This window comes from Komagataeibacter saccharivorans (genome assembly GCF_003207825.1).
Lineage (GTDB): Bacteria > Pseudomonadota > Alphaproteobacteria > Acetobacterales > Acetobacteraceae > Komagataeibacter > Komagataeibacter saccharivorans.
In genome coordinates, this window is record NZ_NKTY01000004.1 from 13,365 (window position 1) to 36,173 (window position 22,809).

23 protein-coding genes, 1 tRNA gene and 1 riboswitch are annotated in these 22,809 nt (G+C 62.1%); of the genes, 12 read left to right on the forward strand and 12 right to left on the reverse strand.

The window, feature by feature from the left end:
• Positions 1–71: 71 nt before the first annotated feature.
• Positions 72–1,094 carry a cysteine synthase A gene (locus tag CFR79_RS03880; RefSeq protein WP_102325458.1) on the reverse strand — a complete coding sequence of 341 codons (1,023 nt, stop codon included), beginning with the start codon at positions 1,092–1,094 and terminating at the stop codon, positions 72–74.
• A 149-nt stretch (positions 1,095–1,243) separates the two neighbouring features.
• Here CFR79_RS03880 and CFR79_RS03885 point away from each other — a divergent pair, with 149 nt between their 5' ends.
• On the forward strand, positions 1,244–1,654 hold the full coding sequence (locus CFR79_RS03885) for a rhodanese-like domain-containing protein (protein WP_102325459.1): 411 nt from the start codon (positions 1,244–1,246) through the stop codon (positions 1,652–1,654).
• A 36-nt stretch (positions 1,655–1,690) separates the two neighbouring features.
• Here CFR79_RS03885 and CFR79_RS03890 read toward each other — a convergent pair whose 3' ends face one another.
• Positions 1,691–2,584: a DUF2272 domain-containing protein gene (locus CFR79_RS03890; protein WP_102325460.1), complete on the reverse strand. Its 894-nt coding sequence runs from the start codon at positions 2,582–2,584 to the stop codon at positions 1,691–1,693.
• Between the two features lie 234 nt (positions 2,585–2,818).
• On the opposite strand from CFR79_RS03890, the gene CFR79_RS03895 reads away from it, so the two are divergent.
• Positions 2,819–3,817 carry an aldo/keto reductase gene (locus CFR79_RS03895; RefSeq protein ID WP_102325461.1) on the forward strand — a complete coding sequence of 333 codons (999 nt, stop codon included), beginning with the start codon at positions 2,819–2,821 and terminating at the stop codon, positions 3,815–3,817.
• Positions 3,818–3,885: 68 nt separating this feature from the next.
• On the opposite strand, the gene CFR79_RS03900 is transcribed toward CFR79_RS03895, so the two are convergent.
• Positions 3,886–4,260 carry a hypothetical protein gene (locus CFR79_RS03900; RefSeq protein ID WP_181417349.1) on the reverse strand — a complete coding sequence of 125 codons (375 nt, stop codon included), beginning with the start codon at positions 4,258–4,260 and terminating at the stop codon, positions 3,886–3,888.
• A gap of 71 nt (positions 4,261–4,331) precedes the next feature.
• Positions 4,332–6,065 (reverse strand): Na+/H+ antiporter, encoded by a 1,734-nt coding sequence (locus CFR79_RS03905; RefSeq protein WP_110546999.1) that lies wholly within the window; start codon positions 6,063–6,065, stop codon positions 4,332–4,334.
• A gap of 280 nt (positions 6,066–6,345) precedes the next feature.
• Between CFR79_RS03905 and CFR79_RS03915 the strand changes: the two genes are divergently transcribed.
• Both CFR79_RS03915 and CFR79_RS03920 read left to right on the forward strand, forming a co-directional pair.
• Positions 6,346–7,278: a DnaJ C-terminal domain-containing protein gene (locus tag CFR79_RS03915; RefSeq protein WP_102325464.1), complete on the forward strand. Its 933-nt coding sequence runs from the start codon at positions 6,346–6,348 to the stop codon at positions 7,276–7,278.
• A complete protein-coding gene (locus CFR79_RS03920; protein ID WP_102325465.1) occupies positions 7,275–7,604 on the forward strand; it encodes a chaperone modulator CbpM in 330 nt (109 codons plus the stop codon). Before CFR79_RS03915 ends, CFR79_RS03920 begins: the two co-directional genes overlap by 4 nt.
• Positions 7,605–7,690: 86 nt before the next feature.
• Here CFR79_RS03920 and CFR79_RS03925 read toward each other — a convergent pair whose 3' ends face one another.
• Positions 7,691–8,095: a hypothetical protein gene (locus tag CFR79_RS03925; RefSeq protein ID WP_102325466.1), complete on the reverse strand. Its 405-nt coding sequence runs from the start codon at positions 8,093–8,095 to the stop codon at positions 7,691–7,693.
• Between the two features lie 236 nt (positions 8,096–8,331).
• On the opposite strand from CFR79_RS03925, the gene budA reads away from it, so the two are divergent.
• From budA to CFR79_RS03950, 5 genes are all read left to right on the forward strand, one after another.
• Positions 8,332–9,135, forward strand: a complete 804-nt coding sequence (budA, locus tag CFR79_RS03930; RefSeq protein WP_371207534.1) for an acetolactate decarboxylase — start codon at positions 8,332–8,334, stop codon at positions 9,133–9,135.
• Between the two features lie 72 nt (positions 9,136–9,207).
• Positions 9,208–10,899 carry an acetolactate synthase AlsS gene (gene alsS / locus CFR79_RS03935; protein ID WP_102325468.1) on the forward strand — a complete coding sequence of 564 codons (1,692 nt, stop codon included), beginning with the start codon at positions 9,208–9,210 and terminating at the stop codon, positions 10,897–10,899.
• A 196-nt stretch (positions 10,900–11,095) separates the two neighbouring features.
• The gene (gene dld / locus CFR79_RS03940) at positions 11,096–12,829 is read left to right on the forward strand and encodes a D-lactate dehydrogenase (protein WP_110547000.1); all 1,734 of its coding nucleotides are present in this window, start codon (positions 11,096–11,098) and stop codon (positions 12,827–12,829) included.
• A gap of 83 nt (positions 12,830–12,912) precedes the next feature.
• The gene (locus CFR79_RS03945) at positions 12,913–14,607 is read left to right on the forward strand and encodes an alpha-keto acid decarboxylase family protein (RefSeq protein ID WP_110547001.1); all 1,695 of its coding nucleotides are present in this window, start codon (positions 12,913–12,915) and stop codon (positions 14,605–14,607) included.
• Between the two features lie 86 nt (positions 14,608–14,693).
• A complete protein-coding gene (locus tag CFR79_RS03950) occupies positions 14,694–15,110 on the forward strand; it encodes an NUDIX domain-containing protein (protein WP_110547002.1) in 417 nt (138 codons plus the stop codon).
• Between the two features lie 60 nt (positions 15,111–15,170).
• On the opposite strand, the gene CFR79_RS03955 is transcribed toward CFR79_RS03950, so the two are convergent.
• From CFR79_RS03955 to CFR79_RS03965, 3 genes are all read right to left on the reverse strand, one after another.
• Complete coding sequence (locus CFR79_RS03955) at positions 15,171–15,356, reverse strand: hypothetical protein (RefSeq protein ID WP_110547003.1); 186 nt, start codon at positions 15,354–15,356, stop codon at positions 15,171–15,173.
• Positions 15,357–15,567: 211 nt separating this feature from the next.
• Positions 15,568–16,545: a phosphotransferase enzyme family protein gene (locus CFR79_RS03960; RefSeq protein ID WP_110547004.1), complete on the reverse strand. Its 978-nt coding sequence runs from the start codon at positions 16,543–16,545 to the stop codon at positions 15,568–15,570.
• Between the two features lie 45 nt (positions 16,546–16,590).
• The gene (locus CFR79_RS03965; protein WP_102325474.1) at positions 16,591–18,069 is read right to left on the reverse strand and encodes a carbohydrate porin; all 1,479 of its coding nucleotides are present in this window, start codon (positions 18,067–18,069) and stop codon (positions 16,591–16,593) included.
• Positions 18,070–18,322: 253 nt separating this feature from the next.
• On the opposite strand from CFR79_RS03965, the gene moaB reads away from it, so the two are divergent.
• Together moaB and CFR79_RS03975 are read left to right on the forward strand one after the other, a co-directional pair.
• Positions 18,323–18,886 (forward strand): molybdenum cofactor biosynthesis protein B, encoded by a 564-nt coding sequence (moaB, locus tag CFR79_RS03970; protein ID WP_102325475.1) that lies wholly within the window; start codon positions 18,323–18,325, stop codon positions 18,884–18,886.
• A gap of 16 nt (positions 18,887–18,902) precedes the next feature.
• A complete protein-coding gene (locus CFR79_RS03975; protein ID WP_110547078.1) occupies positions 18,903–19,478 on the forward strand; it encodes a DJ-1/PfpI family protein in 576 nt (191 codons plus the stop codon).
• A 45-nt stretch (positions 19,479–19,523) separates the two neighbouring features.
• Here the strand turns inward: CFR79_RS03975 and folE are convergent, their stop codons facing one another.
• The 3 genes from folE to metZ form a co-directional block, all read right to left on the reverse strand.
• On the reverse strand, positions 19,524–20,129 hold the full coding sequence (gene folE, locus CFR79_RS03980) for a GTP cyclohydrolase I FolE (protein WP_102325477.1): 606 nt from the start codon (positions 20,127–20,129) through the stop codon (positions 19,524–19,526).
• Positions 20,130–20,189: 60 nt separating this feature from the next.
• Complete coding sequence (gene apaG, locus CFR79_RS03985) at positions 20,190–20,600, reverse strand: Co2+/Mg2+ efflux protein ApaG (RefSeq protein WP_102325478.1); 411 nt, start codon at positions 20,598–20,600, stop codon at positions 20,190–20,192.
• A gap of 86 nt (positions 20,601–20,686) precedes the next feature.
• A complete protein-coding gene (metZ, locus tag CFR79_RS03990) occupies positions 20,687–21,889 on the reverse strand; it encodes an O-succinylhomoserine sulfhydrylase (protein ID WP_102325479.1) in 1,203 nt (400 codons plus the stop codon).
• A 129-nt stretch (positions 21,890–22,018) separates the two neighbouring features.
• Positions 22,019–22,099: riboswitch (SAM riboswitch) on the reverse strand.
• 116 nt (positions 22,100–22,215) lie between these two features.
• Here metZ and CFR79_RS03995 point away from each other — a divergent pair.
• Positions 22,216–22,289, forward strand: a tRNA-Gly gene (locus CFR79_RS03995).
• A 35-nt stretch (positions 22,290–22,324) separates the two neighbouring features.
• On the opposite strand, the gene CFR79_RS04000 is transcribed toward CFR79_RS03995, so the two are convergent.
• Entirely contained in the window at positions 22,325–22,807 is a 483-nt protein-coding gene (locus CFR79_RS04000) for a hypothetical protein (RefSeq protein ID WP_243705150.1), read from the reverse strand.
• Between the last annotated feature and the right edge of the window lie 2 nt (positions 22,808–22,809).

Sequence of the window (22,809 nt, forward strand, 5' to 3'; positions counted from 1 at the left end):
ACATCACCGCGCGGATCGCCGCACCAGATGTTTCACTCCGTTGCAATTACCCCTGCCGCAACCCCTTGATATCAGGCCAGCCACTGCGGAACAGGCAGGCTCTTGCTGCGCAGGAAAGCGGGATTGAACAGCTTGGACTGGTACCGCGCGCCGCCATCGCACAGGATGGTGGCGATGCGGTGCCCCGGCCCCATCGCGCGCGCCACGCGGATGGCGGCTGCGATGTTGATGCCGGCCGAACCGCCAACCGACAGCCCTTCATGGATCAGCAGGCTGTAGATTTCCTCCAGCGCTTCGGCATCGGGGATGCGCACCGCATCATCGAAATGCAGCCCTTCCAGATTGCCGGTAACGCGCGACTGGCCGATGCCTTCGGTAATGGAAGAACCGCTAACTGACAGGTCGCCCGATTTCACCCAGCCATACAGGCCCGAGCCTTCCGGGTCGGCCAGCACCACACGCGGACGGTCCACGCCCGCCTTCGCTGCCATGTCTTCCAGCCCCAGCGTAACCCCCGCCAGCGTGCCGCCCGTCCCGCACGAGCAGGTGAAGGCGTCGATCCGCCCCCCCATCTGTTCCCATATCTCGGGGGCGGTGGTGTGGCGGTGGCCCTCACGATTGGCGGTATTGTCGAACTGGTTGGCCCATACGCCGCCGGTTTCTTCGGCCAGACGGCGCGAGACATGGACATAATTGCCCGGATCACGGAACGGCTTGGCGGGCACAAGGCGCAGGTCCGCGCCGATCATGCGCAGGAAGTCGATTTTTTCCTGGCTCTGCGTTTCCGGCATGACGATGATGGAGCGGTAACCCCGCGCATTGGCCACCAGCGTCAGGCCAATCCCGGTATTGCCTGCCGTGCCTTCCACAATCGTGCCGCCGGGCTTGAGCACGCCACGGCGTTCGGCATCGTCGATGATCGCGAGGGCGGCACGGTCCTTGACCGATCCGCCGGGGTTCATGAATTCCGCCTTGCCGTAGATTTCGCAGCCCGTCGCTTCCGATGCCCGTCGCAGGCGGATCAGGGGCGTATGGCCTATGGCAGCCGGCATGTCCGATGAGAGGGATGAGGCGGGATTTGCACTTTCGGCCATAAGGCAGCACCTTCACTGGTCTGGATCATATGATGTGGCACGGCTGGCTACAGGGCGGTCAGGCCGTGCGGATTGCATTCCTTACTATCAGGAATGCGGCGGGCTTGGCATATCCCTAAAACAGCTTTTGCCGATGAAAGGAAACAGGAATGATTGACGATATTTCACCTTCCGCCACATGGGAGGCGGTGCGTGGCCGCCCCAACGCCCATCTTGTGGACGTGCGTACGCCCATGGAATGGGAACATATCGGCGTGCCCGACCTGTCCGGTGCGGGCAAGGAACTGGTGCGCGATAGCTGGCAGCTTCCCCCGGCGGGACAGGTCAATCCCGACTTCATCGCCACGCTGGAAAAGGCGGGGATCGGCAAGACGGATGAGGTCTATTTCATCTGCCGTTCCGGCGCGCGCAGCATGGCCGCGGCCCACGCCGCCTATGATGCGGGCTACCACAACGTGTACAACGTGGCCGACGGGTTCGAAGGGCCGGAGGATGCAACCGGCCACCGTGGCCGCCTTGCCGGATGGCAGGCATCGGAACTGCCCTGGTCACGCGGCTGACGTGACGGCTGCGGGCTGGCCCGTGGGGTCTGCTCCCTACTGGTCGGCCTGCGGTTCGCGGTCCGCATCGTAATGGACCTGCAGCACGGCACACCACGGATAACGCGGGTCCAGACTCTGGCCCCTGCGGTCGGACACGCGGCCATCGGGGCCTACGGGCACATGCGTCAGGGCCACGGCGTCATCTATGTTACCGCCGATGATGCTGATTTCGCGACCAAAGGGCGCATCGTTCAGTCCGGTCGCGACAACAAAGCCGCAATGGGCGGGGAAGCCCTGCGCAGTCGGCAGGTCACGGAAGCGTACGGATTTGCTGCTTCCGCGCCCTACGCACAGCAGATCACCCAGCTTCGGGGCGTAGCGGGCGGGATTGCGGGCCGTCACACCCTTTTCCACCCCCGCCGCCGCCGCGTTGATGTAGGTGGAATGGTTGGGTGAATAGGCGAAGCGGTCATTGGCGCCCGCCACCCGCATCACATAGGAAATGAAGGCCGCCGACCACGCATACAGCCCGTCATGCACGAAGTCGGTTATATGTCCGTCCGCATCATGCTTGCCATCCCATGACGCTTCGGTTTCCTGCGGGTCCTGCCCGATCCACCAGTATTCCCCCACGCGCTGCCACAGGCCGGGCGTGCGTTCGGGCTTGACCAGCGGCGTTGTGGGTTCGAGGCGTTCCAGCGGGTCGTCATCATTGACCGGCTGGCCGAACAGCCGCCATTCGCGCAGCGCTATGGCCACCACGTCCTGCCGGGTAAAAGGCTCGTAATTGCGGGTGGCGAAATCCGGCACATGGGTATTGACGGCCAGTGGTCCCGAACCGTTGGCGTACTGCGCAACCGGCGTTACGGCCCGCGTCGGGTGGCTGTCCGGGCCATGCGCGCAGGCTGCAAGGCAGGCCAGTGGGGCGAGAAGGGCTATCTTGCGCAAAATTGGCTCTCTCCATTGCAGGCGGCTTGTCCATCCATACGGCGCGAACCGGACTGACGGAAGGGGCCTTGCCGCTTGTGGCCGCGTAAAAATTGCAACACCTGCCCGCCCGATCGTGTTGGGAAGGGAGCGACCGGCCTGCCGCCCGGCCGCCGCGGGGGCAGGTGACGCCATGGTGTCTCGCCACGGCATGCGGTACGGTTGCGCCCGCAACATAAACACGGAGAGCAGTTCATGCCCGAAGCGTCTGTTATGGAAACAACCACGATCCGTGGCCTGAAGAATCCCGTATCGCGCATCGCCCTTGGCACATGGGCCATTGGCGGGTGGATGTGGGGTGGCCCGGATGACCGGCAGGCCATCGCCACGATTCAGGAAGCGGTCGATCTGGGCATTACCCTGATCGATACGGCGCCCGTATACGGTTTCGGCCATTCGGAGGAGGTTGTGGGTCAGGCCCTGCAGGGGCGGCGCGACAGGGTTGCCATTGCAACGAAGGTCGGTCTGGACTGGACGGAAGATCACAAGCCCTTCCGCAACACATCCGCGGCGCGCATCCGTAAGGAAATCGAGGATTCGCTGCGTCGGCTTCGCACGGATTACATCGATCTGTACCAGGTGCATTGGCCCGACAGCGCCGTTTCGATGGAGGAAACCGCCCGCACACTGGAATCCCTGGTGCAGGAGGGCAAGGTGCTGGCCCTCGGGGTAAGTAATTTCACCATCGCGCAGATGGAGGAATTCCGGGCATTCGCGCCCCTGTCCGCCGTGCAGCCGCCTTACAACCTGTTCGAACGCGCGATGGAGCATGATATCCTGCCCTATGCCCGGCAGCACGGGCTGGCCATTCTGGCATACGGGCCGCTGTGCCGTGGCCTTCTGTCGGGCAAGATGACGGCGCAGACCGAATTCGGCCCCGACGACCTGCGCAGCGCCGATCCCAAGTTCCAGTCGCCGCGTTTCGCGCAATATCTTGAAGCCGTACGGCAGTTGCAGGATTTCGCGCGCGAACGCCACGGCAAGTCCCTGCTGGCGCTGGCCATCCGCTGGGTTCTGGATCAGGGACCGACCATCGCCCTGTGGGGCGCGCGTCGCCCGGACCAGATTGCCGCCGTCGCGGATGCGATGGGCTGGAGTCTGAGTGCCGCGGACCTGCGCGATATCGATACGATCCTGAACACCTGCATCAAGGACCCCGTAGGGCCGGAGTTCATGGCCCCGCCGGGCCGCTAGGCTGATGCCGGACCGGGGTGGCCAGTGTGCTGCCCCGGATTACCTGATGGATATTTCACCACCCGGCATTATGGGCTGACAATACCACCCACGTTATTGTCGTAGCGTGCTTTCCATACCCCTTCTTCGACCATGCACTGGGCAAAGAACTTCTTGTGGTTGCTGCCCCCCGCGGAAATCTGGGAGCTGCCGCCGGTCCCGCTGAAGATCGCGCCGGTTGCGGATGTGGCCTCGCATTTCTGTTCGGCGGCGGCGTAGCGCGGGTTTTCCCTGGGAAGGACGGGCTCATAACCGCTGATATACCCGTACGGGGAATTGCCGTGGATATGGTGTTCACGCACGCTGAAATGGTGCGAACGGGCATGGGCGCAGGGTGCGGTCACGGCGGCAGCGCACAGGCCAGCAGTCAGGACACCGGCGGTCATGGCGTGGATGGATGGCATGAGGGCTGTATCTCCTGTGCGCAGGGGCAGGGTCGTCTGGGGGACTGATATAGCCGCCCTGCCGTTTCGTGTCAGGTCGTGCCAGCGTGATCGTGCCCTGCGTGGGGGGCACTGTCGGGTCGGGGAAGGGATCGGGCCTCGATCTGGAGTTCCTGTTCAATGAAGTCGAGTTCCTGATTGATCGTCCACTCGGTTTCATCATTGATGCGTTTCTGGATGACGCGCATGTGCAGGCGTTCGCGCATGTGGCGGATGATGCGGAAGCGCAGCGCCAGTTCGGCGCGCTTTTCACGGATGGCGGTGGCGCGGATGCTGGCTTCCGCCGCGCGTGAATTGTCCAGCCTGTGCACCGTGTCCTGATATTCGTGCAGCAGGCGGCCAATGGCTTCCTGTTTCAGGTCGATCGATTCTTCCTTGTCAGGTGTGACCACAAGTTCCTGCTGTGCCAGTGCGGCCTGTTCCGCATGCAGGGTCTGGATCGCGGTCTGCGCCAGTTCGATGCGCATCATGTCCAGTTCATGCAGGGCGGGATCATTTTCATCCGTGCTGATGCCATGCAGCAGGGGCGGGATGGACAGGCTGGCCAGCAGCAGCGAACAGATGATCACCCCCGCCGCCAGCGTGACCAGCAGTTCCCGCCCCGGAAAGCCGGGGCCAGCCGCACTGGCCACCGGCAGCGACAGCACGGCCGCCAGCGTAATGGCCCCGCGCGTGCCTGCCACCGTCATCAGCAGCACGGTGCGGGCGGAGGGGATGACCGTCTTGCGATGGCGGAAATGCGCGAACAGCCGCCGCGCCGAAATCGAGATCCATATCCACGCGAAACGGATCAGGCTCATCATGAGCTGGATGCCGATGATCGCCAGGATCAGGAACCATGGCGATACCCCGCCCGCCCGCGCGATCCGCGCGCCCCCCGTAACCAGATCGGGCAACTGAAGGCCCAGCAGCAGGAAGATCACGGCGTTGAAGGTGAAATTCACCATGTCCCATACCGTGGTGGCCTTCAGGCGCGTTTCTGTCCGCGCTTCATTCATTACCCCGGTGAACTTGACCGTCATGCCGCCCGCCACGGCGGCCAGAATGCCCGAACACTGCATCGCGTCGGCAATCAGGTAGATGCCGAACGGCAGCATCATCGCCAGCGTGATATGGGTGGGCGGGTCGTCATAGCCGCGTACCAGCAGCACATGTTCCGCCCGGCAGGCCAGCCATGCGGTGATGATGCCGATCAGGATGCCGCCCATGGACATGAAAATGAAACTGCCCAGCGCCTGCTGGAACGAAAACAGCCCGGTCATGGCCGCCGCCACGGCGAATTTGAAGCAGACCAGCCCCGATGCGTCGTTAAGCAGCGCTTCCCCATGCAGAAGATGCACCACGCGCGCCGGCGCCCGCCCGCTTTCGATCATGCTGCCCACCGATACCGCATCGGTGGGGGACATGACGGCGGCCAGCGCGAAGGCGGCTGGCAGCATGATGGGCGGGATCAGCCAGTGGATGAAATATCCACATACCAGCGTGGTGAACACCACCAGCCCCAGCGCCATCATGATGATGATGTTGCGCAGCTCCCCGAACTCACGCATCGGCATGCGGTAGGCATCGGCATAAAGCAGCGGCGGTATGAACAGCAGCAGGAACATGTCCGGATCGAAGCCGATGTTCAGCCCCGCCAGTGCGGCGATGGCGCCCACCGCGATCTGGATCAGGGGCAGCGGCACGGGAATGCGACCCACGCGCGATATCAGGCTGCTGATACCGGTCACGGTCAGTAATGCAAGAGTGAGGAAAACGGCATGCATCGGGGTTGAGTCTTTTTATATTTCTATTGTTTAAGGCAAATACTTCATTTTTCGTTTAATTAAAAATACAAAAGATGTTATTATCAATTCTCTGCTTTGCTATTTTCTTCTGCCAGCCATGCGTTACCGCAGCCCGGAAGATTTCACCGCCCTTCATTGACCCGTCCTCCTCCACTTCCCATTATTGAAGGAAGACTGGCCGCAAGGCCGTATCATGATGTTCGGGGATGGGCGTGGCGTGGCCAGGCTGGCAGGTTCCTGACGAAGGGATGGTTTTTAAGTGAGCAAGGACCCATACGAAGTACTCGGCATAGCCCGTTCGGCCAGCCAGGATGACATACGCAAGGCCTATCGCAAGCTGGCCAAGAAGTACCATCCTGACCTCAATCCGGGCGACAAGGTGGCGGAAGAGAACTTCAAGGCCGTGGGGGCTGCCAACGCCCTCCTGTCCGATGAGGAACAGCGCGCCCGCTTCGACCGGGGCGAGATCGACGCCAGCGGCCAGGAAAAGGGATTCGGCTTTGGCGGTGGTGGCGGCGGCTACCGCGATTATGCGGAGGGGCCGCAGGGCTTCCATTACGGCGGCAACCAGTTTTCGGAAGATGACCTTGGCGATATCTTCGGCACCATGTTCGGTCAGGGCGGCGGTGGCGGCTTCCGTCGCAGGCCGCAGGGACCGCGCAAGGGCAATGACCGGCAGTATGCGCTGACCGTCAGCTTTCTGGACTGTGTCAATGGCGGTACGTCGCGCATCACCCTGCCCGGTGGCGCCACGCTGGACGTGAAGATTCCGCCCGGCATTACCGATGGACAGGTCCTGCGCCTGCGCGGCAAGGGTGATCCGGGGCAGCAGGGCGGCCCGGCGGGCGATGCGCTGATTACCATTACGGTTGCGCCCGACAGCACGTACGAACGTGACGGCGATGACATCCGCATGTCGCTGCCGGTGGACCTGAAAACGGCGGTGCTGGGTGGCAGCATCACCATTCCCACGCCTGCGGGATCGGTCAAGATGAACGTTCCCCCAAAATCCGACAGTGGCAGCGTGCTGCGGCTGCGCGGGCGCGGGGTCAAGGCGCATGGCGGAAAGGAAGCGGGCAACCTGTACGTGAAGCTTCAGGTCACCATCGGCAAGGTGGATCAGGCCCTTGAGGACTTCCTGAAGAACTGGACACCCGGCGGGACAGCGGAGCAGCGGGAGGCCAAGGCATGATCACGCTCGAAACCCTGTGCGTGCGCATCGGCAACGTGCCGGCGGCGGATGTGCAGGGCTGGATCGATAATGCATGGCTGCGGCCCGAGGGCGCGCCGGGACATTACCTTTTCCGCGAGATTGACGAGGCACGCGCCCGTCTGATTGTCGAACTGCGCGACGATATGGGCGTCAATGCCGAAAGCATGCCCGTGGTGCTGTCCCTGCTTGACCAGCTTTATGCCGCGCGCCGCCAGATGCTGCGCCTGCGTGAGATCATAAGCGTGCCGCGGGAAAGCGAACTGCGCGGCAGGGTGCGCGCCCTGCTGGCCAGCATGCAGGACTGACCCGGTCCACGGTCAGGTAAGTCCCTGCCTGCTCACCCCCGTACCACAGCGTGGTGCGGGGGTGTTTTTTTCAGGTCGCCCTGATTTCAGTCGGCGCGGCTGAGCGGCAGGTCCAGCTTCTGGCCCGGCTTTGTGCCCTGCATCCGCAGATCGGCGCTGTTGGGCGAGGTCAGGCGGAAGATGGCGTGCGGATCGTCATTGACCGAACGCAGGGATGTGGCGTCCTGCACCTTCATTTCAATCGTGCGGCCTGTCAGCCCGGTAATCTTGTTCAGCGCGTCCGGCAGCGTGAGATAGAGCCGCGCAGCGGGGCCTGTCGCCTTGTTGGCGGTAATGGTGACGGGCTTCAGGCCCAGTGCTGTCCATTCGCCGGTATACGCACCCGGACCATAGGGGGGCTTGGGGTCGGTATCATCGGCGCGGGCCACGCCGCTGCTGGCGACAACGCCCGTCAGGGCCAGCGCGGCAAAGGCCATGTGAAGTGGTTTCATAATGCAGTCATCCTGATCTTCATTCACGGACCACAATGGCAGGCGTGTAGCACACAGGGCAAGCCGGTCCCCCGCATGGCGCGGGATGAGACGGGCTTCCCATGGAGATTGCCATATATTTTATGTATGGAAATAGCCTTGAATATATATTGGACGTACGAACCTGCGTGCAGCACCATCACCGGGCAATCACATATGACCGGAAGACGGGGGATGCCGGACGCATTCCTTTTCCGTTGCAGGAGGCTGAGGTCTTGAAGCTGAAATGCTACTCGCTGGGCGATGTCGATACCCGGTCCAGCGCCGCGGATGCGACGGGTGTACGTCCCCGCATGAACCGACTTTATCAGACATCGACAATGGCGGCCCTGCTGGACGCGGTGTACGATGGCGAAACCACGCTTGACGAACTGTTGATGCACGGCAATTTCGGGCTGGGCACCTTCAACGCGCTGGATGGCGAAATGATCGTCAATGACAGCGTGATCCACCAGTTCCGCGCCGATGGACAGGCCGGGCGCGTGCCGGGCGATCTCAAGACGCCATTCGCCTGCGTCACCTTCTTCAACCCGGAGAAGGAGTACATGATCGACACGGCGCGCGACAAGGAAGGCTTCGAGGCGATTGTCGACCAGCTTGTCAACAATCCCAACCTGTTTGCTGCCGTGCGCTTTACCGGCATGTTCGAACGTGTCGAAACCCGCACCGTATTCTGCCAGTGCCGTCCCTATCCGCCGATGCTGGACGTGGTTGCCCGCCAGCCGACCATGCAGCTCGGGGCCTCCACCGGCACCATGCTCGGTTTCCGCACGCCGGGTTACATGCAGGGCGTCAATGTTGCGGGCTATCACCTGCACTTCCTGACGGAAGACGGGCGTCGTGGCGGGCACCTGACCGATTACGCGGTGCTGAAGGGTCGGCTGGAAGTCGGGGTCATTTCCGATGTGGAAATCCAGCTTCCCCGCACGGAGCAGTTCGCGCGCGCCAACCTCTCCCCCGAAAACATTCACGAAGCCATTCGCGTGGCCGAGGGCGGCTAGGGATCATCCCCCGCCCCACTGAGATGATCGCGCGCGCAGGGCTGCGGCGCCAACGGTTCAGGATACCATATCATGACTGACAAGACCCAGTCGCCCGCGCCACAGTGCGGGGCGGACATGATCGTGCGCAATCTGGTTGCGCATGGCACCACCCATGTATTCGGCATTCCGGGCGCGAAGGTGGACCGATTGTTCGACGCACTGGTCGACTCGCCCATCGAAACGGTGGTGACCCGTCATGAACAGAACGCCGCCTTCATCGCGGGCGGCATCGGGCGGCTGACTGGCAAGGCAGGCGTTGCGATCGCCACATCCGGCCCTGGCGCGTCCAACTTCGTGACGGGTCTGGCCACCGCCAATTCCGAAGGCGATCCGGTGCTGGCCATTGGCGGCGCGGTCAAGCTGGCCGACCGGCTGAAGCTGACCCACCAGAGCATGGACACCGTCGCCCTGTTCCAGCCGATCACCAAATACAGCGCGGAAATCACGTCCCCCGCCGCCGTGTCGGAAGTGATGGCCAACGCCCTGCGCTTTGCCGAAAGTGGCCGCCCGGGTGCAGCCTTCGTCAGTACGCCCATGGATATCCTGTCCATGCCGGCACAGGGCAATGTTCTGGCCGGGCGCAAGCTGCCCACGCCGGGTGCCGCCCCTGTCGAGGCGGTGAACGAGGCGCTGGCGCTGGTGCGCAAGGCCCAGCGCCCGGTCATCCTGCTTGGCCTGCTGGCCAGCCGTCCCGACGTGTCCGACGCGGTGCGCGCGCTGGTGGCGACAACAGGCGCGCCGGTTATTGGTACCTATCAGGCTGCCGGGGCGGTATCGCAGGAACTGTCCGACCGTTTCGGTGGCCGCGTGGGCCTGTTCCGCAACCAGCCGGGCGACCAGTTGCTGCATGAGGCCGATCTGGTCATTTCCATCGGCTACAACCCGATCGAATACGATCCGTGGCTGTGGAATGTCGATAATGGCCGCAAGATCGTGCATGTCGATGTAGTGGCCGCCGAACTCGACACCCATTACGACCCGGCGGTTGAACTGGTTGGCGATATCGCCGCATCCGTCCGCGCCCTTGCAGCCCAGGCGGGCAGGCTGCCGCGTGCCCCCCAGCTTGAAACAATCCTGGCGCAGTATCACGCCACGCGCCTGTCCGCGCTGTCTGGCGCGCGCAGCACGAGCAACACGGCGGTCCATCCGCTACAGATCGTGCGTGAACTGGAACAGTTCATCACCCCCGATGTCACGATGTGCCTGGACATGGGCACCTTCCACATCTGGCTGGCGCGTTACCTGCTGTCCTTCCGCGCGCGTCAGATGCTGATCAGCAACGGCCAGCAGACCATGGGCGTCGGCCTGCCGTGGGGCATTGCCGCAAGTCTGGTCAACCCGGCGCAGAAGGTGATTTCCATATCCGGCGATGGCGGGTTCATGATGTCGTGCATGGAGCTGGAAACAGCGGTGCGGCTGAAGTGCAACCTCATTCACATGGTCTGGGTCGATCAGGCCTACAACATGGTGGAAATGCAGGAAAAGAAGAAGTACGGTCGTGGTTCCGGTGTGGAATTCGGACCCATCGACTTCGCCATGTTCGCCCGTTCCTGCGGGGCGAAGGGTATTGCCGTCCAGTCAGCCGATGGCGTGGCGGGCGCACTGCGCGAAGCCATGGAAGCCGAAGGGCCGGTGGTGATCTCGGTTCCGGTCGATTATTCGCAGAATCACCTGCTCATGAAGCCGCTGGCCACACTGGGTGAAACATCGGCGGCGGCGTAAGGACGCCCTGCCACAAAATCCGGCCCGCAACAGCCCGAACGGGCGGCGGGCCGGTCTGTCCGGGCATATGACATGAGCATTTTATGCGTAAGTGCCATCATGCGGAACATGCCAGACTGACAGCCACATACCATGAACGTGCCTGATCCGTTAAAGCAGGCTGACGTTTTGTACATGGTATCTAGGAAAACGAAGAATGCTGGAAATGGCACAGGACATGTCATCGCTTACGGGCGTGGATCTGGTTACGGAACTCAAGGATATCGTCGGTCATCACCATGTGCTGACCGAGGACGGGGCCACGCTGCCCTACCGTCGTGGATTCCGCTTCGGGGAAGGGCGGGCGCTTGCGGTTGTCATGCCCGGTTCGCTGGTGGAACAGTGGCGCGTGCTTCAGGCCTGCGTGCAGGCTGGCGTCATCGTTATCATGCAGGCGGCCAATACCGGCCTGACCGGTGGTTCCACCCCCGATGGCAACACCTATGACCGTGACATCGTGATCGTGCACAGCATGCGCATGCGTACGATCCACCTGATCGGCGATGGCAGACAGGTCGTCTGCCTGCCCGGCGCCACGCTGGACCAGCTTGAGAACATGCTCGCCCCCATCGGGCGCGAGCCGCATTCCGTTATCGGATCGTCCTGTATCGGGGCATCGGTCTTCGGTGGCGTCAGCAACAATTCGGGTGGCGCGCTGGTCCGCCGCGGCCCGGCCTATACCGACATGGCGCTGTTCGCGCAGGTGTCCGAAACGGGGCGGCTGCAACTGGTCAACCATCTGGGCATCGAACTGGGCGATGATCCCGAGGACATCCTGCGCCGGGTGGAGGAAGGCAACTTTCCCGAATCCAGCATCAACTGGCAGGCCGGGCGCGGGCATGACGATGATTACGCCCGGCATGTGCGTGAAGTGGATGCCGATACCCCGGCCCGCTACAACGCTGATCTGCGCCGCCTGCACGAAGGGTCGGGCTGTGCGGGCAAGCTGGGGCTGTTCGCTGTCCGCCTTGATACGTTCGAGGCCGAGAAGAACCCGGTTGTTTTCTATATCGGCACCAACGCGACGGACGTACTGGAAGATGTGCGCCGCCATATCCTGTCCTCCTTCACGGAACTGCCGATCGCGGGGGAATACCTGCATCGCGACGCATTCAACATTGCCGAGAAGTATGGCAAGGACACCTTCGTCATCATCCGGATGATCGGCACGAAACGCCTGCCGGCCATGTTTGCCATGAAGAATGCGTTCGACCGGATTGCTGACCGCTTCAGCTTCCTGCCAAAGCATTTCAGTGACCGCGCCATGCAGTTCATGAGCCGTTTCTTTCCGCAGCATCTGCCCGCGCGGATGCGCGACTACCGTGACCGGTTTGAACACCACCTGATGCTCAAGGTCAGCGCTTCAGGCGCGCAGGAAGCGCGTGATTTCCTGAAAAGCCATTTCGCGACGCATGAAGGGGACTTTTTCGAATGTACCCCCGATGAAGGTTCCAAGGCGTTCCTGCACCGCTTTGCCGCCGCTGGCGCCGCGATCCGTTACCGCAATGTCCATACCGACACGACCGAGAACATTGTGGCCCTTGACGTGGCGCTGCGCCGGAACGACCGGGAATGGTTCGAGGTGCTGCCCAAGGACATCGAGGACGAAATCATCGTCAAACTGTATTATGGTCATTACCTGTGCCACGTAATGCATCAGGATTACGTGGTGCGCAAAGGCTATGACTGCATGGCGCTGGAACACCGGATGCTGCCGCTGCTGGACAGGCGTGGCGCACGCTATCCGGCGGAGCATAATTTCGGCCATCTTTATGCAGCGCCTGACGATGTGCTGGCCCATTACCGCCAGCTTGATCCATGCAACTGTTTTAATCCCGGTATCGGTCAGGCCACCAAGCGCCGGAACTGGGTTGCCGAAAGTCTGGGCTAGTTCTGCCGTCCTTTCGGCATGTGTTCCCCACCCGATGGGGACGGGCGCGCATGCGCCCGCACAAGGGAAGGAAAGTCTGAATAATGACATATACAGTCGGCCATTATCTTGGTGAACGTCTGACACAGATCGGGCTTAAGGATCATTTTGCAGTGGCGGGGGACTACAACCTCGTCCTGCTGGACCAGCTTCTGGAAATCGACGGCCTGAAACAGGTCTATTGCTGTAACGAACTCAATTGCGGCTTCAGCGCCGAAGGCTATGCCCGCGCAAACGGGGCTGCGGCGGCGGTCGTGACCTTCAGCGTGGGCGCGCTGTCCGCGCTGAACGCCATTGGTGGCGCCTATGCCGAAAACCTGCCCGTCATCCTGATTTCGGGCGCGCCCAATTCCAACGACCATGGCAGCGGGCACATCCTGCACCACACCATCGGCACGCCCGATTACAGCTACCAGCTTGAAATCGCCAAACGGCTGACCTGCGCCGCCGTTTCCATCACCTGCGCCGAGGATGCGCCGGTCCTGATCGACCATGCGCTGCGCACCGCCCTGCGCGAAAAGAAGCCCGCCTATATCGAGATCGCGTGCAATATCGCCCCGCAGCCCTGCTCACGTCCCGGCCCGGTGGGCGCCATTCTGGCCGATGCCCCGTCCGATGCGGATACCCTGCGCCTGGCGGTGGATGAACTGGCCAGCTTCATCGCGGCCCGCAAGAAGCCTGTCATGCTGATCGGCAGCCGCGTGCGCGCCGCAGGGTGCGAGGATGCGGCCATCCGTCTGGCCGATGCGCTGGGCTGCGCCGTGGCGACCATGGCCGCCGCCAAGAGCTTCTTCCCCGAAGATCATGCAGGTTATGTCGGCACGTACTGGGGCGATGTCAGCAGCCCCAAGGCGCAGCAGATATTCGACTGGTCCGATGGCATTCTGTGCCTTGCGCCAGTTTTCAACGACTATTCCACCGTGGGCTGGACGGCATGGCCGAAGGGCGAGAATGTCGCGCTGATGGATGGCCGCCATATTGCCGCCGGGGGCAAGGCATTTGATGGAATTCATCTGCGTGACGTGATCGATGCCCTGATCGAACGGCTGAAAGGCCAGCCGAAAAAGGATGCGACACTGGTTGAATACCGTCGCATCCACACCCCGGCCGGACAGGCTGCACCTGCCGCCCCCACCGCGCCGCTGGTCCGTGCGGAAATGGCGCGCCAGATCCAGAACCTGCTGACGCCCGATACCACGGTCATCGCGGAAACCGGCGATTCGTGGTTCAACGCCATCCAGATGAAGCTGCCACGTGGCGCGCGCGTGGAACTGGAAATGCAGTGGGGCCATATTGGCTGGTCGGTGCCGGCCACGTTCGGTTACGCGGTGGCGGAACCGGAACGCCGGATCATTGCGATGATTGGCGATGGGTCCTTCCAGCTCACCGCGCAGGAAGTGGCACAGATGGTCCGGCTCAAGCTGCCGGTCATCATTTTCCTGATCAATAACCGCGGCTACACCATTGAGGTCCAGATTCACGATGGCCCGTACAACAACATCAAGAACTGGGACTATGCGGGGCTTATGTCCGTATTCAACGCGGAAGATGGCCACGGCAAGGGTTTCCGCGCCACCACCGGGGCGGAAATGGAAAAGGCGATTGCGGCCGCCCTTGAGAACCGGGATGGTCCAACCCTGATCGAATGTGTGATCGACCGTGATGACTGCACCAGCGACCTGATTTCGTGGGGGCGGCGTGTAGCCACCGCCAATGCCCGCCCGCCCGCAGCGCGCTAGGCGGCAGGGATTTTCAGGTTTCAGGGGGTGCCTTCGGGCACCCCCTGTCGTATGGGGGCACGCGATCTTTACGGGAGAGGCAGGACATGGCGAACACGACCGGACCGCGCGTAGGCTGTGGCGCGGCTATTATCGACAGTGATGGCCGTATCCTGCTGCTACGCCGCCTGCGGGGGCTGGAAGCGGGATGCTGGGGCCTGCCGGGTGGAAAAGTCGATCCCTATGAGACGACAGCCCATGCGGCTGAACGCGAAATTCATGAGGAACTGGGCATAACCATACAGGCGCGCGACCTGCTGTGCCTGGTGGAGGAAATGGACGCCATCGGCGGCCATCACTGGGTTTCCCCGGTCTATCTGGTCACGTCATGGCAGGGGGAGCCGGCCCTGATGGAGCCGGAAAAGCATGAAGGGCCGCAATGGTTCGCGCCCGACTGCCTGCCGGACGATCTTACGACGCCAACCCGGCAGGCGCTGGCCGCCTTGCGGCAGCGATCAGCCTGAACGATGCGGCGGGAGCCTGTCTGATTGTGGTCGTGAGTGGGGCATAAACCCCTACCGGGATCAGGACGGTTCGACAGTCCGGTCCAGTTTGCGGGCATAATCGCGCAGCGCACGGCGATGACGGGAATAGATCATGCGTGTGGTCTGCGACCGGATCGGGAGTTCATCCACTGCCATGGGCAGGGCCGTGGCCGGAACGGGCGCCGTTGCGGGGGACGGGGCGGTTGTGTTGATTGCAGGGGTCATTGCTGCTTTTCCGCTAGGTGCCAAGGACAGGTCGTGCTCCGGCTGGATGGCTGTTAACCGAACGACACATTACATAGCGGTCATATATGTTGGAAATAGGGCATAAAAGACATAGCTGGTCCAAAAAGAATTTCTTCATATAAATTTAAATTTATATCGCGCGTCCAGCATCATGACCGGGCGGACGGATGCGGGATTTCAGGCGCGGATTTCAGCCAATATGGCGCAGGAACCGGCCATCTGCCCATGCACGGCACAGGCCAAGCGTGCGCGGGAACCAATCGGTGCCAAGGCTTTCGACCTGCCGGGTATGCCGATGGGTGCCGGTCCATGCCAGAAGCTGGATTCGCCGCTGGATGATCAGGGCGGGCAGGATAGCCAGATCGGCCTGATCCATATGCCCTGCTGTCGCATACCCGCGCAGCCAGTGATCGATCCAGCGGGGAACCTGCGGGTGATCTTCATGGAAACTCAGGGCGGCTGCCAGATCCTGCATGAACCAGCTTATGCCGCAGTCATCAAAGTCGATCAGGCGCGTCCGGTCATCACTGACAAGCAGGTTCGCCAGCCGCAGGTCGGCATGGATCAGCCCGAATCGCTGCCCCGGCTGGCCGTAATCGTCCAGTTGCGCATTGATGCGTATCAGGCAGTCCGCGATCAGTTCGCGTGCTGCATCCGTCATGCCCGGAACGTCTTCCCACTGGCCCCACAGGGCATGGGGGCCGGTCATGGTGTCCGGTGTCCATATCTTGCGGATGAACCCCTGTGGCCGCACCCAGCGTCGGCTGTGGTCATGTAGCCGGGCGGTGATGCGGCCCAGACGGGTAAAGGCTGCGGGATCAATATCGGGTGTGGGTTCGGTCCCATCCATCCATGCAAACATGACAGCATGGCGGACAGTATCATCGGGCATCGGCAGCGTATGGATACGCGCGCCATCGGTCCCCGGCACCGGCACCGGTACTTCCACCCCGGAATCGCGCAGGGCATCCAGCCACGCCAGTTCACTGTTGATTTCAGCCACGCTGTGGTAGCCGGGACGGTGCAGGCGCAGCGCGTAGCGTTGCCCCGTGGCCGTATCGACACGGAACATGACGTTTTCGGAAATGGAAAGCAGGCTGGCCTGCGCATCGGGCAGGCCATAATGCGCCAGTGCGGCATGGGCCAGCAGGGGGAGGGAATCGGTCATGATCCGCCTCCCATACCGCGCGTCGTCGTGGGGATGAAGACCGTTTTACAGGATGCAGTTGAACTGCAGGCCCATCACCGCCGCATCATGATACGTGGTCGTGCCGCCGGGGCGGTTGATATACTGGAAATCCGGCTGGAAGCTCATGCCGCGCGCGGTGTGAATGTTGTAGAAAAGCTCGTAAACATTCTCATGCGTCTGGATGCCCCACGCCTTGCCCCACTGGTTGGTGAGGAACGGCGTCCCTGCAAGGATCGAGGATTCCTGCTGCAGCACCGAAGCCCGGCTCATCTCGAAATAATGGAACATCGCGCCCAGCGTATCGAGGGGACGGCCCCACCGCGCACCGGTTTCCACGATGCCGGCCCAGGTATGGTCCTTCATCGCCGAGATCTTGCCCGAAGTATACATGTACCCCGCCAGCGCGATCAGGCCGTTGGTGGGGCCCGCGCCATTGCGCATGATCATCTGGTCGGCCTGGAACCATGCCGTGCTGACACCGGACTGCTTGCGGAAGGGCAGGCCCGTCAGGACGGCGGAGTGGCCGTTAATATCCGAATACAGGTCATTGTACTGCGAGTTGTCATAGCCGTAACCCGCCTTGTAGTGACCGGCGAGGTGGTTGCGGCCGAATTCGGGCAGCCAGCCGATTTCCACCGGGGTAGAGAACTTGCCAAGGCCGCTCTGCGCCCATGACCAGCCCGAAATGCCGCCGTTATAGGCATGGGGTGAAACCGCGAACATACCGGCCATGATGTAGGTATCGACCGTGGGCATGACGCGCATCACCACACCAAGGTTGCCCGAAGGCCAGTCACGCCCGCCCGGCACGTATTTGCCCGGTGCGGGGTTGCCGCATATCGATACGTTCATGAAGTCACAGTACAGGGGGGAAGCGGCGAAGAAGCTGCCCACCGGAATCCAGCCCGCGCTGATATCCAGCCGGTTATGGAACAGCGCCTGTTCGGCATACATGTAGACAAGATGGGCGACCACGTTACCACGGGCACCATAGATCTGCTGCACGCCCGCAAGGGAATCGTGGATGTAGTCGGTACTGTCGTTACGGCCATGGCCGTTCACGATCATGGTATGCGTCCAGAAATTCTTCGGGCCACCCGCCAGTTTGTTCCAGTCGATGTCAATTTCCACACCGACCTGTCCCGCATCCGTCACGCCCTGCTTGGCGCCGCCGCGGAAGTTGCCTGCCAGTTCTTCATGAACGTCGGCTTCAATATGCACGCCATGGCGCAGCAGGAAGGGCTGCAGCCCCGCCCACTCACCAAAAAAATGCTGGTTGCCGTAGGGCGCGCTGAAAAACTGCCCCGGGTCCTGTACGGAAACATTCCGTCGGGAATTGACGTTCAGGCTGGGCTGGGAGCCCACGACGCCCTGACCTTCACCCGCGATGGCCTGCGCCCGTGCGGGCGCGCTCAGGGTGAAAAGCGCCAGAAGAAACAGGGGGAACGGTATTAAAAAGCGGGTAAATGTTCTGATCATCCGCACATCGATAGCATATTTCATGCCTATTATAAACCTTGGGAGGGGAATTATGAAAAAACTAAAGGTATGTAAAATAATCGTAAAGAGGATTTTTTTGTTATAGCAATATATTGATACAGTGCTTCGCTAATCTTTGTTATATCTTTTTGTGCAACGCACAAATACATCGTAAGTTTACGCTTCTTCTCACATATTACTGATTTCTTTATATCCAGCAGGCCCCGGGCGTTCCGGACCGTTGACGTCTGGCTGCCGGAATGGTGAACATGGCCGCATGTCGCGCCTTGATATGAAAAGACCCTTCCTGCCGGTCCGCATCGCGGTCCTGACGGTATCCGATACCCGCACACCGGAAACGGACCGGTCGGGCGATATCCTTGCCAGCCGCATTGCCGGTGCCGGGCATATCGTGGCCGCACGCGCCATCGTGCCCGATGATGCGCGCCAGATCGCTGCCACCCTGTCTGGCTGGATCGCGGATGAGCAGGTTGATGTCGTCATCTCGACCGGCGGCACCGGTGTAACCGGGCGCGATGTCACCCCCGAAGCGTTCGGGCAGGTGATCGAGAAGCGTATCGAAGGGTTCGGTGAACTGTTCCGCATGCTGTCTTACCAGAAGATCGGCACGTCCACGATCCAGTCCCGTGCGCTGGCCGGGGTGGCGGGGGGAACCTACCTGTTCGCGCTGCCCGGTTCGTCCGGCGCGGTGAAGGACGGGTGGGACGATATTCTCGTCTGGCAGCTCGACAGTCGCCATGTGCCCTGCAACTTCGTGGAACTCATGCCCCGCCTGCGTGAACATCTTGCCCCCGGCCCGGATGCTGGACACGGGCACTGAAGGAAAGAAACGGATAATGGCCACACCCAGACTGCTGCTTCTCGCTGGCGACTATGTCGAGGATTATGAGGTCATGGTGCCGTTTCAGGCGCTGACCATGCTGGGCTACCAGGTGGATGCGGTCTGTCCGGGCCGTAGCCGGGGCGAGCATGTCCTGACCGCCATTCACGATTTCGAAGGCGCGCAGACCTACAGCGAAAAGCCGGGCCACCGCTTTGCCCTGACCGCCAGTTTCGATGAAATCCGCCATCAGGATTATGCCGGGCTGGTGCTGCCCGGCGGGCGGGCGCCCGAATACCTGCGGCTGGACGCGCGGGTGATCGAACTGGTCCGCGCCTTTGCCGACAGGCCGATCGCCGCCATCTGCCATGCAGGTCAGTTGCTGGCTGCCGCGCGCATCATTTCGGGCCGCAAGGTGTCGGCCTATCCTGCCTGCCGCCCGGAAGTGGAACTGGCGGATGGCGTTTACGCCGATATCGCCATGGACGCGGCGATAACGGATGGCAGGCTGGTGACCGCCCCCGCATGGCCTGCCCATCCCGCATGGCTTGCGCAGTTCATCGCCGTGCTTGGGGCGAAGGTCACGCTCTGAACCGTCTGCCGGGGCGCGTCATGTGCGGCCCCGGCGCTGTCATGTTCAGATGCCGCTGCTGTTCATGGGCGGACGGTTCAGGATCGACAGGAATTCCCGCCTTGTGTCCGAATTGCTGCGGAAGGTGCCCAGCATGCGGCTTGTCACCATCGACACGCCGGGACGATGCACGCCGCGTGTGGTCATGCACTGGTGCGATGCCTCAATGACCACGCCCACGCCGTAGGGCTGGAGTTCTTCGTTGATGGTGTTGGCGATCTGGGCTGTCAGGCGTTCCTGGATCTGGAAACGCCGGGCATAGGCATCGACCACGCGGGCCAGCTTGGAAATCCCGACAACGCGCTTGCGCGGCAGATAGGCCACATGCGCCACGCCGATGATCGGCACCATATGATGTTCGCAATGGCTTTCCACGCGGATATCGCGCAGCAGGACCATTTCGTCATAATCCTCCACTTCGGAAAAGGTCCGGCGCAGCAGGTCGACGGGGTCTTCGGCATAACCGCAGAAGAATTCGTCATATGATTTTATGACCCGCTCGGGCGTATCGCGCAGACCTTCGCGGTCGGGGTCTTCACCAGCCCAGCGCAGCAGGGTGCGTACGGCTTCTTCTGCATCCGTGCGGGAGGGGCGGGAATCGATGGCGTTCATTATGTGGGTTCTTGTTGCATGGGCGCGTCCCTTGGGAATGCGCGGCAGAGGGGGAATTTGCTAGTGCAGGATGGTCGGGTGGTGCGGGCTGTCCAGACTGAACACGGGTATGGTGACATCGAAATGCTGCCGGCTGGCCGGGCAGATCATGTGGTAAGTGCCCCCCATGAAGCCCGTGGGCGTTTCAAGGGCGGCACCTGACATGTATTCGAAACTGGCGCTGGCGTCGATAAGCGGCTGTTCGCCTACCACGCCATCACCATCCACCCGCTCGATCCGGCCCTGTCCATCCACGATGCGCCAGCTTCGCCGCAGGAGCTGGACCGTTTCCGTACCCTGATTTTCGATACGGATGCGGTAGGCCCAGACATAGCGGTGTTCATCGGGTTCCGACTGGTCATCAAGCCAGAAGGTCTGGACCACCACGCGCACATTGTCGGTCGTCGCCTCGAAACAGGGGGCGTTGTCCATTGTCTCGCCCAGCGGGGACTCCGCTCCTTCCCCACCGGGGGGAGGGAAAGGCCTGTTCTTGCTCATGGAGGGGAACTCCTCGGGGGTTAGCGGTTTGCCAGCGCCGCAATGCCGCGCTTGAGGTCGTCAATCAGGTCGTCGGCATCTTCCAGCCCGACGGAAAAGCGGATCGCGCCATCGGTAATGCCAAGGCGGGCACGTTCTTCGGGGGCCAGCTTCATATGTGTGGTCGTGGCCGGGTGCGTGACAAGGGAGCGCGCATCGCCAAGGTTGTTGGAAATCGAGATGACGCGCAGGGCGTTCATGAAGGCGAAGGCTTCTTCCTTGCCGCCTTCGACCTCGAACGCGACCAGCGTGGAACCGGCGGACATCTGCTTTTGCGCCAGTTCATACTGCGGGTGATCCTTGCGGCCCGGATAGAACACGCGCGCGATGCCCGGTGCGTCCGCCAGGAAGTCGGCCACCTTTGCCGCATTCTGTGTCATGGCGTTCACGCGCAGGGCAAGTGTCTCGATGCTCTTGAGCATGACCCAGGCGTTGAAGGGGGACAGGCTGTTGCCGGTATTGCGGGTGAAGGGGCGCAGCACCTCGTCAATCCACTTGGCATTACCCAGAACCGCGCCACCCAGCACGCGGCCCTGACCATCGATATGCTTGGTGCATGAATACACGACCACGTCCGCACCCAGTTCCAGCGGCTTCTGGTACAGCGGGGTGGCGAAAACATTATCCACCACCACGATGGCGCCCGCCTTGTGGGCAAGATCGCAGATCATGCGGATATCAAGCACATCCAGCATCGGGTTGGACGGGCTTTCCAGCAGCACGGCGCTGGTGGGTCTGGACAGCGCATCCTTCCATGCGGCCAGATCGCCGCCATCGACAAACACCGTCTCCACACCGTAGCGGGGCAGCAGTTCGGCTACGATCCAGTGGCACGAACCGAACAGGGCGCGCGATGCGACGACCCGGTCACCGGCACGCACCTGCGCCAGCAGCGCGGAGGAGACGGCCCCCATGCCCGTGGCGGTCAGCACGCAGGATTCCGCGCCTTCAAGGTCGCACAGGCGGCGTTCAAGGTTGGATACGGTCGGGTTGCCGAAACGCGAATACTGATAATGCGAGACATCGCCGGTAAATGTGCCTTCCGCCTGTTCGGCGTTGTCGTACACAAAGCCGGAGGTCAGGAACATCGCCTCGCTGGTTTCACCGTAGGGGGTGCGCTCAAGGCCCGCATTGATCAGGCGCGTTGCCGGGCGGAGGGTTCTGGGATCAGGCTGGTCAGTCATGACGGATGTGAATTCCTGCAAACAGGGTGGTCTGGATATGCGGACCACGACCCGTGCGCACGGGTCATGTGCGCCAAGCCAGGCCCGCAAGGGCGGTTCACGACCGTGGAAACCATGATACCCGCGCCCTGCCGACGGGATCAGGCCTCTTTAGCGCGTATGTTTTACCTCGCCGCAAGCCGGCCATATCAAATCACGAGGGCCCGGCACATGGCGCGCCGGACATTGATGCTTATTGCGGATCAGGGCCGGGTGCGTCAACTGCTGCCCGTGCTGCATGGGGGTGATTGCATCTGCCATGCTTGTGCAGTATAGAAAGCCCGCATGCGGGTGTAGTTCAATGGTAGAACGGCAGCTTCCCAAGCTGCATACGAGGGTTCGATTCCCTTCACCCGCTCCATTTTCCCTGAAAAATCCGGCGATCCTGATGCACCCTTACGGGGCTGTGGTGGCCTGCGTGTCCGTATAGGTCGTGCCATTCCAGACCCAGCGGTCCGTACCATCGACCAGCAGGTCGTGCATGCCGTCATGGGTCTGGGGTGTTATGACGACCGGCCCGCTTACGGAATCCAGCACCCGTGTCCAGTTGCGCCGGGCATCGGGCAGGTAAACCGATGTGGAACAGCCCGCCGATCCGCACAGGCTGACGGATTGCACCTGCACGAACAGCGCCGTGCGCGACGGGTCATCGGACAGTTGTCCCGATCCGGTCAGCAGCACCGGGCGTTCGCCATGTGTGGTGGCGGTATGCAGGTCTTCCACCATCAGCCTGCGGGCCTGACGGTCCAGTTCCGTGCCGGGATGCTGCGCCAGGATGACAGGCGCGCCAGCCGCCCGCGCCATGCCCGGGGTTGCCGCCAGCAGCATGGATGCGACAAGCCCGCCTGCAAGCGGTGAAATGGAAAAGGCACGCGGCATGG

What these genes read in the sequence shown, in the direction of transcription:
- CFR79_RS03880 (WP_102325458.1), bottom strand. Translation starts at nt 1,094, where the DNA reads ATGGCCGAAAGTGCAAATCCCGCCTCATCCCTCTCATCGGACATGCCG.
- CFR79_RS03885 (WP_102325459.1), top strand. Translation starts at nt 1,244, where the DNA reads ATGATTGACGATATTTCACCTTCCGCCACATGGGAGGCGGTGCGTGGC.
- CFR79_RS03895 (WP_102325461.1), top strand. Translation starts at nt 2,819, where the DNA reads ATGCCCGAAGCGTCTGTTATGGAAACAACCACGATCCGTGGCCTGAAG.
- CFR79_RS03900 (WP_181417349.1), bottom strand. Translation starts at nt 4,260, where the DNA reads ATGCCATCCATCCACGCCATGACCGCCGGTGTCCTGACTGCTGGCCTG.
- CFR79_RS03905 (WP_110546999.1), bottom strand. Translation starts at nt 6,065, where the DNA reads ATGCATGCCGTTTTCCTCACTCTTGCATTACTGACCGTGACCGGTATC.
- CFR79_RS03920 (WP_102325465.1), top strand. Translation starts at nt 7,275, where the DNA reads ATGATCACGCTCGAAACCCTGTGCGTGCGCATCGGCAACGTGCCGGCG.
- CFR79_RS03925 (WP_102325466.1), bottom strand. Translation starts at nt 8,095, where the DNA reads ATGAAACCACTTCACATGGCCTTTGCCGCGCTGGCCCTGACGGGCGTT.
- alsS (WP_102325468.1), top strand. Translation starts at nt 9,208, where the DNA reads ATGACTGACAAGACCCAGTCGCCCGCGCCACAGTGCGGGGCGGACATG.
- dld (WP_110547000.1), top strand. Translation starts at nt 11,096, where the DNA reads ATGCTGGAAATGGCACAGGACATGTCATCGCTTACGGGCGTGGATCTG.
- CFR79_RS03945 (WP_110547001.1), top strand. Translation starts at nt 12,913, where the DNA reads ATGACATATACAGTCGGCCATTATCTTGGTGAACGTCTGACACAGATC.
- CFR79_RS03950 (WP_110547002.1), top strand. Translation starts at nt 14,694, where the DNA reads ATGGCGAACACGACCGGACCGCGCGTAGGCTGTGGCGCGGCTATTATC.
- CFR79_RS03955 (WP_110547003.1), bottom strand. Translation starts at nt 15,356, where the DNA reads ATGACCCCTGCAATCAACACAACCGCCCCGTCCCCCGCAACGGCGCCC.
- CFR79_RS03960 (WP_110547004.1), bottom strand. Translation starts at nt 16,545, where the DNA reads ATGACCGATTCCCTCCCCCTGCTGGCCCATGCCGCACTGGCGCATTAT.
- CFR79_RS03965 (WP_102325474.1), bottom strand. Translation starts at nt 18,069, where the DNA reads ATGAAATATGCTATCGATGTGCGGATGATCAGAACATTTACCCGCTTT.
- moaB (WP_102325475.1), top strand. Translation starts at nt 18,323, where the DNA reads ATGTCGCGCCTTGATATGAAAAGACCCTTCCTGCCGGTCCGCATCGCG.
- CFR79_RS03975 (WP_110547078.1), top strand. Translation starts at nt 18,903, where the DNA reads ATGGCCACACCCAGACTGCTGCTTCTCGCTGGCGACTATGTCGAGGAT.
- folE (WP_102325477.1), bottom strand. Translation starts at nt 20,129, where the DNA reads ATGAACGCCATCGATTCCCGCCCCTCCCGCACGGATGCAGAAGAAGCC.
- apaG (WP_102325478.1), bottom strand. Translation starts at nt 20,600, where the DNA reads ATGGACAACGCCCCCTGTTTCGAGGCGACGACCGACAATGTGCGCGTG.
- metZ (WP_102325479.1), bottom strand. Translation starts at nt 21,889, where the DNA reads ATGACTGACCAGCCTGATCCCAGAACCCTCCGCCCGGCAACGCGCCTG.
- CFR79_RS04000 (WP_243705150.1), bottom strand. Translation starts at nt 22,807, where the DNA reads ATGCCGCGTGCCTTTTCCATTTCACCGCTTGCAGGCGGGCTTGTCGCA.